This window comes from Oceanospirillum beijerinckii DSM 7166, assembly GCF_000422425.1.
GTDB classification, from domain to species: Bacteria; Pseudomonadota; Gammaproteobacteria; order Pseudomonadales; family Halomonadaceae; genus Oceanospirillum; species Oceanospirillum beijerinckii.
The window spans coordinates 20,904-35,079 of the sequence record NZ_AULT01000028.1; the positions used below are offsets into that span (position 1 = coordinate 20,904).

General features: G+C 46.6%; 13 protein-coding genes. 2 read left to right on the plus strand and 11 right to left on the minus strand.

Annotated elements, in window-relative coordinates:
- Positions 1 to 27: 27 nt before the first annotated feature.
- Together H579_RS0109150 and H579_RS0109155 are read left to right on the plus strand one after the other, a co-directional pair.
- Positions 28 to 1,674 carry a nitrite/sulfite reductase gene (locus H579_RS0109150; RefSeq protein ID WP_028300419.1) on the plus strand — a complete coding sequence of 549 codons (1,647 nt, stop codon included), beginning with the start codon at positions 28 to 30 and terminating at the stop codon, positions 1,672 to 1,674.
- Positions 1,667 to 2,155, plus strand: coding sequence for a DUF934 domain-containing protein (locus H579_RS0109155; protein WP_028300420.1), 489 nt, complete (start codon positions 1,667 to 1,669; stop codon positions 2,153 to 2,155). Before H579_RS0109150 ends, H579_RS0109155 begins: the two co-directional genes overlap by 8 nt.
- 86 nt (positions 2,156 to 2,241) lie before the next feature.
- On the opposite strand, the gene H579_RS0109160 is transcribed toward H579_RS0109155, so the two are convergent.
- From H579_RS0109160 to H579_RS25040, 11 genes are all read right to left on the minus strand, one after another.
- Positions 2,242 to 2,472 carry a hypothetical protein gene (locus tag H579_RS0109160; protein WP_028300421.1) on the minus strand — a complete coding sequence of 77 codons (231 nt, stop codon included), beginning with the start codon at positions 2,470 to 2,472 and terminating at the stop codon, positions 2,242 to 2,244.
- A 226-nt stretch (positions 2,473 to 2,698) separates the two neighbouring features.
- Complete coding sequence (locus H579_RS0109165) at positions 2,699 to 3,865, minus strand: NAD(P)/FAD-dependent oxidoreductase (RefSeq protein WP_028300422.1); 1,167 nt, start codon at positions 3,863 to 3,865, stop codon at positions 2,699 to 2,701.
- The gene (locus H579_RS0109170) at positions 3,849 to 5,927 is read right to left on the minus strand and encodes a LodA/GoxA family CTQ-dependent oxidase (protein ID WP_028300423.1); all 2,079 of its coding nucleotides are present in this window, start codon (positions 5,925 to 5,927) and stop codon (positions 3,849 to 3,851) included. The genes H579_RS0109165 and H579_RS0109170 overlap by 17 nt, the downstream gene beginning before the upstream one ends.
- A gap of 82 nt (positions 5,928 to 6,009) precedes the next feature.
- Positions 6,010 to 7,410, minus strand: a complete 1,401-nt coding sequence (locus H579_RS0109175) for a hypothetical protein (RefSeq protein ID WP_102049317.1) — start codon at positions 7,408 to 7,410, stop codon at positions 6,010 to 6,012.
- A gap of 199 nt (positions 7,411 to 7,609) precedes the next feature.
- The gene (moaA, locus tag H579_RS0109180) at positions 7,610 to 8,704 is read right to left on the minus strand and encodes a GTP 3',8-cyclase MoaA (protein WP_084624047.1); all 1,095 of its coding nucleotides are present in this window, start codon (positions 8,702 to 8,704) and stop codon (positions 7,610 to 7,612) included.
- Positions 8,691 to 9,212, minus strand: coding sequence for a molybdopterin synthase catalytic subunit MoaE (gene moaE, locus H579_RS25030; RefSeq protein WP_084624048.1), 522 nt, complete (start codon positions 9,210 to 9,212; stop codon positions 8,691 to 8,693). Before moaE ends, moaA begins: the two co-directional genes overlap by 14 nt.
- Before the next feature lie 3 nt (positions 9,213 to 9,215).
- Positions 9,216 to 10,064, minus strand: a complete 849-nt coding sequence (gene moaC, locus H579_RS0109190) for a cyclic pyranopterin monophosphate synthase MoaC (RefSeq protein ID WP_028300426.1) — start codon at positions 10,062 to 10,064, stop codon at positions 9,216 to 9,218.
- 119 nt (positions 10,065 to 10,183) lie between these two features.
- Entirely contained in the window at positions 10,184 to 11,473 is a 1,290-nt protein-coding gene (locus H579_RS0109195; protein WP_028300427.1) for a bifunctional molybdopterin-guanine dinucleotide biosynthesis adaptor protein MobB/molybdopterin molybdotransferase MoeA, read from the minus strand.
- Complete coding sequence (mobB, locus tag H579_RS25035) at positions 11,470 to 12,060, minus strand: molybdopterin-guanine dinucleotide biosynthesis protein B (protein ID WP_051227485.1); 591 nt, start codon at positions 12,058 to 12,060, stop codon at positions 11,470 to 11,472. Before mobB ends, H579_RS0109195 begins: the two co-directional genes overlap by 4 nt.
- 552 nt (positions 12,061 to 12,612) lie before the next feature.
- Positions 12,613 to 13,206, minus strand: coding sequence for a molybdenum cofactor guanylyltransferase MobA (gene mobA / locus H579_RS0109205; protein WP_028300428.1), 594 nt, complete (start codon positions 13,204 to 13,206; stop codon positions 12,613 to 12,615).
- Positions 13,207 to 13,430: 224 nt separating this feature from the next.
- On the minus strand, positions 13,431 to 14,132 hold the full coding sequence (locus H579_RS25040) for an ATP-binding cassette domain-containing protein (protein ID WP_084624049.1): 702 nt from the start codon (positions 14,130 to 14,132) through the stop codon (positions 13,431 to 13,433).
- Positions 14,133 to 14,176: the final 44 nt, after the last annotated feature.

Sequence of the window (14,176 nt, forward strand, 5' to 3'; positions counted from 1 at the left end):
TAAAGCTACCTAGTCGTAGGAAAAAGAATGTACAAGTACGACGATTACGATCATAAGTTAATTGCAGAGCGTGTGGCCCAACACAGGGACCAGACACAACGTTATCTGGACGGTAAACTGGAAGAGCTGGAGTACCTGCCTCTGCGTCTTCAAAACGGTATCTATATTCAACGTCATGCACCTATGCTGCGTGTCGCGATTCCGTATGGCATGTTACGTGCTGAACAGATGCGCAAACTGGCGCACATTGCTCGTACTTACGACAAAGGTTATGCCCACTTCACAACGCGTCAGAACGTACAATTCAACTGGCCTAAACTGGAAGACACCCCGGATATTCTGGAAGAGCTGGCAACCGTTGAAATGCACGCTATTCAGACCAGCGGTAACACCATCCGCAACACCACAACCGATGAGTTTGCCGGTGTGGCCCGCGATGAAGTGACAGATCCGCGCCCTTGGTGTGAGGTGATTCGTCAGTGGTCTACTTTCCACCCTGAATTCCACTTCCTGCCACGTAAGTTCAAGATCGCTATTTGTGCGTCTGCAAATGACCGCGCGGCGATTCGTGTACACGATATCGGCTTGCAACTGGTTAAAAATGAAGACGGCAGTATCGGCTTTGACGTATACGTCGGTGGCGGTCTGGGCCGTACGCCTATGATCGGTGATCTGGTACGTGAAAACTTGCCAGCGAAACACCTACTGACCTATCTGGAAGCGATTCTGCGTGTTTACAACCAGTTTGGTCGCCGTGATAACAAGTACAAAGCCCGTATTAAGATCATGGTAAAAGCGCTGGGTATCGAAGAGATCGCCGAGCGTGTTGAAGCCGAGTGGGAACACCTGATCGATGGTCCATCGACTTTGACCGAAGCGGCAATGACTAAAGCTCAAAGTTTCTTTATCGATCCGGATTACGAAGTTTCTCCAAGCGAAGGTGACTTTGAACAGCAACGTGCTGACAACAAAGCTTTCTCTCGCTTTGTGACCAACAATACCGTTGCGCACAAGCAAGACGGTTATGTGGCGGTAACGATCTCGCTGAAGAAGACCGGCGTCCCCCCAGGTGATATTACAGATGCTCAAATGGATCTGGTTGCAGATCTGGCTGAGAAATACAGCTACGGTGAACTGCGCATCAGCCATCACCAGAACATCGTACTGTCTGATGTGAAAAAAGCCGATCTGTTTACCCTATGGCAGATCCTGGAAGAAAATGGCCTGGCCACGCCGAATATCGGTAAACTGACCGATATGATCTGCTGCCCTGGCGGTGACTTCTGTAACCTGGCAAATGCACGCTCCATCCCGGTAGCAGAAGAGATTCAGAGCCGTTTCGACGATCTGGATTACCTGTACGACCTGGGTGAGATAGAGTTTAATTTCTCTGGTTGTATGAATGCCTGTGGTCACCACCACGTCGGCAACATCGGCCTGCTGGGTGTAGACCGTAAAGGTGAAGAGTTCTACCAGCTGTCACTGGGCGGTCGCTCAGGTACAGACGCTAACATCGGTAAGATCTTAGGCCCTGCACTGAAACTGGAACGTGTTGCCGACGCGATCGAAACCGTAATGAAGGTTTACGTTGACAACCGCATTGAAGGCGAAACCTTTGTAGAAGCTTACCACCGTATTGGCCAACAGAAATTTAAGGAGGCGGTATATGCCTAAGATCATCCTGAACGGCGAGATTGTAGAAGATCAGTGGCAACTGGTTGGCCTGGAAGATGAGCTGCCAGCCTCCGGTAAAGTACTGCTGCCTTACCCGCTGTGGCTGTCTGGTGAGTTTGATGCGACTGCTTTTGAAGCAGTAGGTGTTTGGGTTCCAAACGACACCGTATTCGACGAGCAAGCCAACAAACTGCAAGAGCTGGATGTTGTCGCGGTAGATTTCCCGGTATTTACTGATGGTCGTGGTTACACCCTGGGCCGCCAGCTGCGTGATCGTTTTGGTTTTACCAACGAACTGCGCGCGGTAGGTGATGTACTGCAGGATCAGCTGTATGCCATGGGCCGCTGCGGCTTTAACAGCTTCGCCCTACGCGCTGATAAGAACATCGAAGAGGCACTGAGGTCACTGAAGCCGTTCTCTTACTCTTATCAAGCGGCATTGGATAATCCTAAGCCTCTGTTTGCAGAGCGCTGGACATAATCCACTTTTGATTGCTTTATCGCATTAGAAGCAAAAGGCACCTGGCTTTAAAGCAGGTGCCTTTTTGGTTTAAGCCTCAATCACTTTTACTGCTTTTCAAAATTTGACTGATTTCCAATTCTGACCTCTGCTGCGACCATTGCACAGGAAAAGATCAGCACTGCCCAGGTATTGACAAAGGGCGATGCATCGATAAAGAGAGATACCAGATCAGTGAGCAAGGTATAGCAACCAAAGTGCAGCAGGATTAGCAGCACGAGACCTTTAGTGCCATGGCGATTGGTGAGCTTGGTTAAATCTGCGTAAAGTCCTTTCATTTTGACCTCCTCCTGAGGTTTGTATTTTTACGGGAAGAATTTATGTGGTCAATATCCGGCCGGAAATGAGGGTTAACCGTGACCAAAAACATCATCCAAGCTATCAATACCGACCCCGCTAAAACACTCGCCAAATAATATCACCCTCACGATACCTGCCAAGAGGTAACCTCCAGATAACCTTGAAATTATCTGGAACCCTTATGCTTAACCCATTAAGCCCCGATCAGAAAACACGTTGCGACCAATAACGCTGACCGGCAAAACGCGTTTCACTGGCATAAAGCTGAGAGCGTAACCCAACATACTGGTTAAAATCATTAAATACCTGATCCTGATAACCGGATAAAGCATCCATACTTCCCCCTGCCCACTCAGAGATTGCACTACTCGCCCGTTCGCTCTGCAACAAGGCTTTGGTGATTCCTGCAGAAGAGATAGGATCAAAGCCACAAGCTGCATCACCTACCGCCAACCAACGCTCACCAATAACATTAGACATAATAAAAGAGGTGGCCGCACGGGTGATAATAGTGGTTTCACTCATCTGCTCAGCTATCTCTGCCATAGGTATGCGACTCTGCAACCAACTTGTTTGCTTGAGCTTTTCCAACCAGAATTCTGCCTGATCACAGGCACTGAGTTTTACATGTTCAGCATCAGTACAAAAAGTGACCATTAATCTATTGTGTGGCAAACGAGCGGAATACCACCAGCCATCAGAAACCGCTTCGACCAGAGTATGATCGAGCATATCAATGCTGTCAGGCAGATCAAATTCAGCACATAGAAACAGTACCGAATCTAAGATGTTACGTGCCACACCTAACTTGCGGGTAAAAAATGAGCCAGCTCCAGAGGCATCCACTACAAAATCGGCATCCCATTGTTGATTGCCTTCTGCGGTGGCGAACTCCAGTGTAAAACCAGAGTTGTTTGGCTCTATATTGCACAGGCGGTATTGATCATGACAAACAACACCAGCCGATAGCACTCGCTGTTTTAACTGCTGTTCGAAAAGTGTGCGGTTTAGATGGTAACCTGCGCCGTCCAACTCAAAGATAAAGTCGTTATGGCCCGGCGTATCACTGCCCCAGAGAGAGATACTACCGGGGCACTCCAGATGTTCAGCAAATATAGACTTGAGCTGCTCACCAAATAGTTTTCTTAATACAGGCGTGGCTGCAGGAGGAATGCTCTCTCCCACCTTGAGTTTGTCTTCTTTCTGACTATCAAATAACAGAATAGAGCAATCCGCTGACAATTTACTCCGCAGAAAGATCGCCGAGGCAAGGCCCGCTGGGCCACCGCCAATAATGGCGATGGTCAGCGGTGCTTGCTGTTCGGCACTGATATGCCGTGCAGCGGTATTAAGATCAGTCATCATCAGCATTCAATGCTGCGGTCGGCCAGGGCTGAACAACATCACCAGGGCCTTTGAACTGGCTAGCCACCTCCAGGAACTTATCCTGGCCATAGTTACCGCCATGTTCATCCGCAATCTGAATACCCTGAATAATAAAACCGGTTCGGTGCCAGTTTTCCAGGAAATCCATATAGTTCTGGTAACGACCGACATTCTGAGGCAGATAGGTATGGGTTAAGTTTTCTTCACCTTCCCCATCACCACGCACACTGAATAGCTGCCCACCCAAATTCCAGACTTTATTTTCCTCATCATAGGTACAAAGACCTACCGGATGCACCTGAACAGGACGTTGAGCCGGCCATGACCAATACAGCGTATTGTTATATTCCGGGTTCGGTGATGGTTCGTGTACCGCACAACTGTTGTAATCGGTATGCCATGGCTGAGACATAAATTTGCTCAGATCACCAGGTTCCACCGGAGCATTACGCAGAGGCACATACCCCTCCTGAAGGAATGGCTTAGCTTGGGTTGCGGTACTGTAATCCATAGCCTGCAGGTTAATACGGAAAGGACCGGTTTCACCGCGCCAGTTCTGATTAAACAGATTTACATCACGTACAATAAAGGTGAGATCAATACCTGGAGAGAAACGGCCACCCAAACAGTTTAGCAGTACAACCCGGTCCAGCTTCTCACCTTCACCTAATACAGGACCGTAAGGCTCGCTCTGGCCTTCATACCACTGCTTCAATAAGAAATACTGTGTACGGGACAACGACAAAAAGCTTCTCTGCGCATCGCCCAGTGCCAAAGGCATTTTTACTCCCTGACCATCTTGCTTAGGGTCATTAGGGTCACGAATCAAGGCATCAAAGTTTGGAATTTTAGCTTTTGGATCATCTGCGGGCTTAATCTGGGCCACCCAATTATGCCCACTCACGCCTTTACCTGGTAGGTTAGTGTTCCAACGCTGCAAAAACGCACCATGGAATACAGGCAGAACATCTGCGTAGAAAGCCGACTTATAGTCCGTCTGATACTTTCCGTCTTTGAACAAACTTGGAATCAGATCCAACTCCTCAACCCAAGCACTGAACATATCATCCCAGGTGGAGACTACATTACGGGTTTGTGGTGCGTAGGAAGGGTCAGTACAGACAAACCAGCCTGCAACGACATCACTGGTTGAGCCATCATCAAAGACTACAGTAGCATTCACAGGCCCATCTGATACATCATCAAACCACCCATCATTATCAATCGCGTGATCTAATTTAGGGTCTTTGCCGTCTGCATCCTTAAAAGCAAAGGTATTACCGTAGCCGCCGGTCACTATCAGACGTCCACTGCCCTCTTCAATCTGCAGCTCGCCCAAAGTTTCTATGGTGCCATTCTTAGTATTAACATTTTCAAAATGATCACCTGGGAAACTTATAGGGTAATCAGCCACGGGCTGAACAACACCATTTTGTCCAATATGGCTCGCCTGCGTATTCCTGTTAAAGTCCACCACCTGATCAGAAGCAGCAGACGATACAATTGTACGTGGACCGGCATCAATCACCAGTTTCCTAAGCCGCTCTGGAGCACCTAGCTCTGGACCATAACTCGGATTGCGGATCGGCGGGGTATTACCATTTTCGTATGGGGCAACCCCCTCTTCTTCACCGATCACCTTACCTGAACTGTCTTTAATCGGGCTGGCAATCTGGTAGTTATTATTTTTCTTGTTAGCCAGATGCACCATCCAAATAATATCTTTAATGGTTTTGCCACCCACCTGATCACCGATCTTAACTTCACGACCCGGATCTTCCGATGGGTAACTATTTTGTAGCTGATCGTAAGCAAAAATCTTAAAACGTGCAGCCTGACGCTTTACCTGACCTTTAGCATCACGGAAGTCTTCAGCTGTGATCGGGGTATTTTCAGTACCCGGCTTGGTTGGCAAGCCGCCAAATAAACCCGTGTTTTCATCAATTACTTCACCAGCAGCGGTTTCCGGGGCAATGTAATACTCGGGACTGTTACCTACCCGTGCAAAGTTAATCGCCGGATGAACACGAAAAATTGTTTCAGTCATCGTTATATACTCTCTAATCTGAATTCATTACTGAAAAATCAAAGTTAATGCGTGAATTTTTGTCCTAAGCGCTCAGAGTTGACTACTTGTCTCTCAGCTGCATCTCCTGGGACCAGAAGTAGATATTCATAAACGCATGGCTGATATTCAGATTGGTTGCTTTAAGTGGCTGAAGATCTGTATTACCGGATGGTGGCAGGCGATACTGAGTGTTATGACAACGGAAGCAGTTGTCCATCGTATTGGCCCGCTGGGTAAAGGTTTCTATGGTTGAGTTGGACAATTTCAGAGAACCAATCAACAACTGGTGTTTTGGTGAGCCCACAGGATAATTAGAATCTGTATCCTCGGCCAGATCCATGCCCGGTTTTAAGCGATTAGCACCTTTAAACCAGATAGCACCTACTTCAAAATAGTTTGACCAGACGTCACTCTTATCCAGATTCGCCAGCACGCTCTTATTCAGTTGCTGAATCACTTTAATATTGGTTGGTACTGAAAAGTCCGTCTGGCTTGGGTCATTACCGTAAGCATACTGTCGACATACCTGGGTAATGGGAGATAATGTTTGCTGTTCTTCATTCAGGACTAATGATGGCGAGTTGGCAGGATTGACATTACAGGCATAGAAGGGGGTACCTGCTTTATAAAAAGTCCAGTCTTTATCTGACACGACTGTATCTGGCTCTACCTCTGTGCGTATACCTTTGGCAAGAACATCTGGAGCGTTATCTTTATGCTCAAAAGTCGCCCAGATCATCTCAGGATGGCCTTTTACCACGCCACCGATATGGAAACCAACCATTGCCAGAGTGACATCAATTTTCTGGGTATTATCAACGATAATCTTACCGTTTTTGTTTACCAGCTTATAAACAGAAGACTTCATGGTGAAGAAATCAGAAGCGTCTTCACCCTCCTCCACTATTTTCCAGGATGCTTTCAGCTCAATAGCATCAACAGGGAACTCCGTTTCAGGATCAAGTTTTTGCACACTCTGAGGATCTGTCAGTTTTTTCTCATTAATAAAGGTAACAAACTCATCATTTAGATACTGATTGTAATAAATTGCCCGACCATTCTGATCGATCATTATTCCTTCAGTTCCCGCTTGTAAATACTCATCCATAGAGTGAGGTGTTTGGGATTTATTCAATACTGGCTGTAGGCTCTCACGGTCTTCCATACCCAATACATCATAAGGTGACTGCATATTGACGAAAACGGGTTCGCCGTTTTTATCTTTCTGTGTTAGCCATAAAAATGTTTGCCAGGCCCAGCGGTGAAATTCACAGTTAGTTTTACCATCGAAATCACGACCATCAGGGATTGGAGTCTGACTATGAGGGAACCAACTGGCATCAGCCTTACAATGAGTATCGGAAGGAGTAGAGCTGGTGGTTGAGTTTTCGCCAGCATGAGCATGCAGTGTTGCTGACAGCATGACGGGCAGCCAGAACTTTGCCGGTAATTTGATTTTCATGATAATCCTTATCCATCAAGAAAGAGGTTCAGAGCGTTGAAGAGGTCAACGATGAAATGCTAATACCGGGGCTCTATTGAGAGTATTACACTCAATTACAGAATATTACATAAGGCCGTAAAGGCTAAATAACATCAGGGTAGGATAAGGCTAATACTCTATAGGATTGATTAGTAATGATAATAATGACAAGGAGCCATTAACCCCCTGTCATATTCATAAAGCGCAACACTTGCACATCGCCATCGGTACTAAAGTGATGGCGCTCAGGTTTAAGATCCATCGCTTGAATAATGGCTTGTTTAACCGGTTCGATCTCGCCTGGATTAGCTCTCAAAATAGCTCTTAGATCAACGGAGTGCTCATTCCCTAAACACAGCAGCAAACGCCCTTCAGCCGTTAAACGCACTCTGTTGCAGGTATCGCAAAAGTTATGGCTATGAGGTGAAATAAAGCCCACACGTGTGGCTAAACCTGGAATCTGATAATAACGGGATGGCCCTTGAGTATTTTCGGTAGTAGGTACCAATTTGTAACGTTGCTCAATCACCTCACGTACTTCATCACTGGAACAGTACGTCTCTTCCCGTTTATGCTCACTGATCTGCCCCAGAGGCATCTCTTCAATGTAACTGATATCGATACCGCGTTCGATCGCAAACTCTAACAGCGGCAAGATCTCATCATCATTCCGACCTTTAAGCACGACTGCATTGAGCTTAATACGTTTAAAGCCTTGCCTGGCCGCAGCATCAATGCCTTTGATCACCTGCTGCAGATTTCCGGTACGGGTCAAACTGCGAAATCGATCTTCCTGCAGTGAATCCAGACTGATATTAATACGATCCAGGCCCGCTTCCTGCAAATCATAGGCTTTTGATTCCAGCTGAGAACCATTGGTAGTAATCGCAAAATCGTGAATTTGCTCCATACCGCCAATATGTTCAATTAGCTGCATAATATTACGTCTAACCAAAGGCTCACCACCGGTTAAACGAATTTTACGCGTACCCAGCTCTGCAAAAGCCTGCGCGATCAATGCTAACTCTTCCAACTCCAGAACCTGAGCTCTGGGCAGGAAGGTCATATTTTCACTCATACAGTAAACGCAGCGAAAATCACAGCGATCCGTTACGGATATGCGTAAATAAGTCACTTGGCGGCCAAAACGATCCACCAAAATATCACGACCTGTGTCATCTTTTACCACTAAGGATTGATCTAGCTCAGCAGCTTTAATGCTGGTCTTTTGATCACTTGTCTGCGCAGGATCAAAAAGCTCAGGCCGATTCATGATTCACCTCCTGAGCCTTGCTATTGACGTGTTCCGTTGTTTCAGTGTTTTCTACCCAACGAGCAGCGGCATTCTGGTCTGACTCCCTGGCACTAACCCAGTAATCACCATAATCCGTGTTCTCTTTTTTCCAAAATGGCGCTTGGGTTTTCAGGTAATCCATAATGAAAGCACAGGCATCAAAAGCCGCCAGACGATGAGCCGAAGCAGTCACCACCAAGACAATAGGATCACCTGGTGTTAAACGCCCAACCCGATGAATCACCCGCACATCCTGTAAAGGCCAGCGTTCGCAAGCCTGCTGGATAATATTATCCAGGGCGGATTCCGTCATTCCCGGATAATGCTCCAGCGTCAATGCCGTCACATCGGGCTTTTCATTGAAATCCCGCACCAAACCCGTAAAACTTACAATAGCCCCGATATCGGTGCGGCCCTCACTGATATCGGCACTGATCTGGCCAATATCAAAACTTTCACTTTGGACAGAAACACTGAAACGACTCACAACTTATCCCCCTGTTACCGGTGGGAAAAAGGCAAGTTCATCCCCTTCATTAATACCTGCATCACCTTTGACCATATTCTGATTAACCGCTGTCAGCAGGCTTTTCTGAGTCAGAAAGGTATCCCAATTAGGGTGCTGTGCCAGCAACCACTGCTTCACACCAGCCACGGTATATTTTTCCAGCTGGTTCATCGGCACTTGGTATTCGTCCATACCGACCTGCTCCCTGAGCTGAGCAAAGAACTTGACCTGAATGGTTGGTGAACCTTTTCTTACTTCAGGCTCGAAGATCTCTTGTGGAAGTACTGATGTGACAGCAGGTTGAGTTTTTCTCTCTTCTACAGGCGCAGAGGAATCACTCTCCAGCACCCAATGGCCGGACTTACCACCTTTTTTCTCCAGCACTTTTGTACCTGAGATCACCATGGTTTTATCCACGGCTTTACACATATCGTATAAGGTGAGTGCCGCAACAGAAGCTGCAGTAAGCGCTTCCATCTCAACACCAGTCTGCCCCGCCAGCTTACAGATCGCTTCGATACGAATGCGATCACGCTCTGGCTCAGGAGTGAGCTCAACACCCACCTTAGTCAGCATTAAAGGGTGGCACAGAGGGATCAAATCACTGGTACGTTTAGCTGCTTGAATACCAGCAATGCGAGCCACAGCCAGTACGTCACCTTTTTTATGTCCACCAGACACAATTAACTGCAGAGTTTCAGGCTGCATCTGCACATACGCTTCGGCAACAGCTTCTCGTTGAGTCACGGCTTTTTCCGTCACATCCACCATACTGGCATGACCTTCATCATCCAGATGGGTAAAGCCTGGGGTTAACAGCTGATCACTCATTCTTTATTCTCTTTATCGTTATTTTTAAGCTGCGTTGATCGACACATAAAGAGACCAAAACAGCTTTAATCTCAACTTATTCAATTCCAATGCGCTTGCACTGTACACGCTGAATCAGACTAAATCAGGTCCGAGAAAGGCTGAATCATCACCTTCTCACCCGCCCGAATGCCCTGTTGTTCATCAGGAATCTCAATCAAACAGTTGGCCTCAACCATGGAGCGCAAAATACCAGAGCCCTGACTTCCGGTTGTCCGCACCACAAGCTGACCACTGGCATCCACGGAAAAAATACCGCGATGAAAATCAGTACGCCCCTGACGGCTGCGCATCGTTTCCTGGGCAAGTGCAGGAATAGGAGTCAGTTGCCAACGGCTCTCACCGGCTAACTTACGCAATGCAGGCTGCGCCAGTTGCAAAAAAGTCACCATCACTGCGACGGGATTCCCCGGCAAACCAAAAAACAGTGCTTTTTGCTCATCTTTACCCAAGCGGCCAAAAGCAAAAGGTCTACCGGGGCGAATATTTAAACGCCAAAAACCGATCTCCCCCACCTGGGCCAATGCTGATTTGATGTAATCTGCATCACCAACGGAAACACCACCGGAAGAGATCACTACATCATGATTTTCTGCCGCTTTAGACAGGGTATTAACCAAACTGGTTTCGTCATCCTGAATAATGCCCAAATCGGTAATATCGCATTGCAAGCCATTTAGCAGTCCTTGCAGAGTAAAACGATTGGTATCATAAATGCTGTTTTTTGGCAGAGGCTGCCCCCGCGCGACCACCTCATCACCAGTGGAAAACAAGGCAACCTTAAGTGGGCGTATCACTTTGACTTCACTGAACCCCAGAGAAGCTAACAAGCCCTGATGCTGAGCAAAAATGCGTGTACCCTTACTCAGCGCTAAACTGCCTTGAGCTAAATCTTCACCAGCCTGACGAATATTATCATTCAACGCTACTGCATCGGGGCGCTGCAGCTTGATAAAACCCTCTGCAACATTAACAAACTCTTTCATCACAACAGTATTTGCACCAGAAGGTAAAGGCGCACCTGTTGTGATCATCACCGCCTCACCCTCGGCCAGCTCAGCGTCAAAACCATGTCCAGCTAAAGCTTGCCCCACCAGTTTGTATTCACTGGGATAGGGCAGGCTTATCTCATTACCCAGGCTTGGTTTACGATTGGGTAGGTGAATCGCAAAACCGTCCATCGCTGAATTGGTCTGGGCCGGTACATTTACCGGTGAAATAATATCTTCTGCCAGGACTTTACCGACCAGCTGTTCAATCGAACAAAACTGATGTTCAGTAATAGGCTGCATCTCATCAAGCAAGGCCTGTTTTCCCTGCTCAACGCTCATCTGTGCCGGAGCATCAAAACAACTGATGGATTGATTCATAGCTCTGCTCCAGAGGCATTTGAACCGGCTGCCTGCTTACCCGTCGCTAACAGCTGCTTTTGGCGTTCAACTTCAGTACAGACAAAATCAGCCAGCTCAGTAATATTGTTCAGATCCAAGTGGGGCAGTTCAGGCTTAACACTGCTCACTTTCTCGATATCATCGGTCGCAATAGCGATAATATTTGGATCACTCAGCGCTAACACCTCTTTTTCCATCACAGGGCGATGCAGCTCAATCTTATTGAAAGGCACATGCTTAAACCCCTCGACCAATACACAATCCAGTTTATGCAGTGGTAGATAGTCGATCATCTCCGTCAAAGAGGGATCTTTTACCTCATCAAAATCCATCATCATCGCCATACGCTGGCTGGAAGTGATCAGCATAGGTGCAGCCCCAGACTTACGTAGCTCATAGCTGTCCTTGCCTGGCTTATCGGTCTCAAAGTTGTGGTGGGCGTGTTTCACCACTGCCACCCGAATTCCCTGCTGTTTCAGCACTGGTAACAGCTGTTTCAGCAATGTTGTTTTACCTGTACCACTAAAGGCGGCAAAACCTAAAACAGGTAATGGAAACTCTGGCATTAATCTCTACCTTTCTTCTTATACGTCATTTTGCTCAGCATAGCGCCGAAGCTATTGGGCTCACAATATGAACAAGATGTCATAATTTATTTCTTATGGTTATTAAAATGGCAAAGAGTGTACCAAAGCAGACCTGAACAAAGTCAAAAAAGCTCTAAAATGTTCCATAAACACTGAGGCACCGTTCGATTTTGGGTCGCCACGGGTCAAAATGTCCTAAGAAAAAATATTTCGGGACACATTGGGGCTATTCAGAAACGCCACCAACAAGAAATGAGATTACGGTAAAAAGATTTGGCTTCTGTAAAACAGATAAGAAGGTATCAAAACGTAAAGAAGACAGGCTAAAAGTGGAAAAGAGCAACGAGTGCGGCTCTAGCAGAGAAGCTGGCACTCAAACAGCCCAATGCAGTATGAAAGCATCCAAAAAACTAAGGCCCAATCAAGTGCCACTTCTGATTAAGCCTTAGCATGAATCTATTTTAACTCTCTAGCTCAATTTCAGCGGCTAATAAGCTCGTTATGAGTAGATGTTAGCTGTTATTTCGCCAATTACGCACATAACGGCGATTCATTCTGCTTCAAATCGACCGGGGTATTAAGGTTCATAAAAACCTCTTGACCATGTTCAAATGGCACTACAATCATTTTGTGCTGCATAAACCAGCGATCAATTTTTCGCTTACCCTCTTCCAGCCATACTTCCAAGCTTGGCAACAGTGATTTATGCAATAAAGCAATTACCGGCTGCAAACGTTCGCCATCATGAGCAACCGCAATATCAGCACCGCTCTCTTTTGCTGCATTGAGGAGTTGTTCTGCCAAGTCCGAAGGTAACGCAGGTGTATCGCAGGGCACAAATAAAACCCAGTCATTTGCAGAGTGTTTGAGACCCGTTAACATACCCATCAGAGGACCGTGAAACCCCTCAACACCATCTTCAATAACAGGATGACCTAAGGCCTGATAACGCTCAAAACTACGATTCGCATTAATGATGATATGATCAACTTGGGGGTCAATCTGTTCCAGAACATGCTGAATCATAGGCTTTTCACGAAAAATAACCCAGCCTTTGTCCTGCCCCCCCATTCTCTGACCCCGACCTCCGGCCAGAACTACTGCAGTAACCCTTTGCTTTGTCATAATGATCTCGCTTGAAAGTTCTACTAACAGGCTGACAGCCTGTTAATCCACATAAAGTAGAAGATCCCTTCCCAGCTTATACCCAGTTATCGGAAAGAGGTAAAAATGTCATAAAATAACATCTTTATCTTTTCTTAATGAAAAGGCCATACGCACGTTGCACAGGGCTTTCTACCATTTTAGATATCTGCAACACTATTTATTCTAATCCGCTCAAAGCTCAATCAAGCATAAAGCAGGCCATTCTCAATCTGCCATGCATGATTACAGAGAGAAGTAAGATCGCAATTTTGATGGGAGCTGAGCATAATATCAGTATTTTTTTCTAATAAATTCAATACAATATGCTTCATTAGGGTTACAGACTTATGATCCAGATTAGCTGCAGGTTCATCTAAGAGTAACACTCTGGGCTGAAGTAACCAAGCCCGTAAAAGGGCAAGCCTTTGCCTTTCACCACCAGAAAGAGTACTCGCATCTTGCTCCACTAAATGAGTCAGCGCCGCCATCTCTAAGCCATGCTCCAGACGCTCCAGCGCCTGGGCCCGCCTTTTTCTTGGCAGATTATTCAAGACGAAATCAAGATTTTTCTGAACTGTACCAGCAAACAAATAAGGCGTTTGATGGAGGTAACAGATCTGTCCTCGCCCTCTGGCACGAAGCCAGCCTGTATTATGCCAGGGAAAGCTCACAGCTCCCTGTTGAACACCTTCTAATCCCGCCATCAAGCGCATTAAAGTGGATTTACCAGTACCATTTTCTCCCTGTAACCATACCACTTGACCTTTAAGCCAGATCGCATCATCAATATCAAACAGCACTCGATCACGGTTCCAGGCATGCTTGAGACCTTTAATATGAGCAACAGCTGTCACCTTGAGTCGATTTTTCGGATCAGCCAACTCCAGGTTTAACTCACTTGTCATAACTTAGCCACCGCTCCTATATTACGCTTCTTTAACAACCTGAC

What these genes read in the sequence shown, in the direction of transcription:
- H579_RS0109150 (WP_028300419.1), top strand. Translation starts at nt 28, where the DNA reads ATGTACAAGTACGACGATTACGATCATAAGTTAATTGCAGAGCGTGTG.
- H579_RS0109155 (WP_028300420.1), top strand. Translation starts at nt 1,667, where the DNA reads ATGCCTAAGATCATCCTGAACGGCGAGATTGTAGAAGATCAGTGGCAA.
- H579_RS0109160 (WP_028300421.1), bottom strand. Translation starts at nt 2,472, where the DNA reads ATGAAAGGACTTTACGCAGATTTAACCAAGCTCACCAATCGCCATGGC.
- H579_RS0109165 (WP_028300422.1), bottom strand. Translation starts at nt 3,865, where the DNA reads ATGCTGATGATGACTGATCTTAATACCGCTGCACGGCATATCAGTGCC.
- H579_RS0109170 (WP_028300423.1), bottom strand. Translation starts at nt 5,927, where the DNA reads ATGACTGAAACAATTTTTCGTGTTCATCCGGCGATTAACTTTGCACGG.
- H579_RS0109175 (WP_102049317.1), bottom strand. Translation starts at nt 7,410, where the DNA reads ATGAAAATCAAATTACCGGCAAAGTTCTGGCTGCCCGTCATGCTGTCA.
- moaA (WP_084624047.1), bottom strand. Translation starts at nt 8,704, where the DNA reads ATGAATCGGCCTGAGCTTTTTGATCCTGCGCAGACAAGTGATCAAAAG.
- moaC (WP_028300426.1), bottom strand. Translation starts at nt 10,064, where the DNA reads ATGAGTGATCAGCTGTTAACCCCAGGCTTTACCCATCTGGATGATGAA.
- H579_RS0109195 (WP_028300427.1), bottom strand. Translation starts at nt 11,473, where the DNA reads ATGAATCAATCCATCAGTTGTTTTGATGCTCCGGCACAGATGAGCGTT.
- mobB (WP_051227485.1), bottom strand. Translation starts at nt 12,060, where the DNA reads ATGCCAGAGTTTCCATTACCTGTTTTAGGTTTTGCCGCCTTTAGTGGT.
- mobA (WP_028300428.1), bottom strand. Translation starts at nt 13,206, where the DNA reads ATGACAAAGCAAAGGGTTACTGCAGTAGTTCTGGCCGGAGGTCGGGGT.
- H579_RS25040 (WP_084624049.1), bottom strand. Translation starts at nt 14,132, where the DNA reads ATGACAAGTGAGTTAAACCTGGAGTTGGCTGATCCGAAAAATCGACTC.